Below are 467 nucleotides of genomic sequence, written 5' to 3'. Positions count from 1 at the left end.
ATTATTTATCAAATGATTTTCAGGTATGACCACTACTTTATTCTGGGTATTAATTTTTACTCATCTGATTACAACAATTCGTTGTACAGGTTGTCCATTTCATATAGCTGTAGCAAATACTACTCAATTAAAAGAATTTCCATATGATTGAGTGTTTCTATAAGCACTTCATTAATATATATTAAATGGTAAAAGTATTAATTTAAAACCTCTTTGGATGTTAGTCTTTAAACTTTAATTAAACCTTCATTTTCTTAGAAATTTATAAATCAGTTGAAATATTTATATCAAATTCATCTGGTATTTTAGCATCTATTTTTTTCCCATCTATTGTCATCCTTATTTTCTGTTTCGGATTTGCTGTTACTACCCAAGCATTAGGTAAATAACGATCTTCATGTGATAATGTAGAAGGTGAATTTATAACCTTTCCTCCTAAATATAGAGTAGCAGAAGAACCACCATCC

General features: G+C 28.1%; 1 protein-coding gene. It reads right to left on the bottom strand.

Translation table 11 applies throughout. The annotated features are described in order from the left end of the window. Positions 1-262: 262 nt before the first annotated feature. The coding region (locus SB717_RS33655) for a phosphodiester glycosidase family protein (protein ID WP_410907139.1) at positions 263-467 on the bottom strand (205 nt) is incomplete at its 5' end.

The sequence above is a fragment of the Priestia sp. SIMBA_032 genome, assembly GCF_046535215.1.
Lineage (GTDB): Bacteria > Bacillota > Bacilli > Bacillales > Bacillaceae_H > Priestia > Priestia aryabhattai.
The sequence above is the reverse complement of the archived record's forward strand: the minus strand, read 5'-3'. Positions and strand labels throughout refer to the sequence as shown.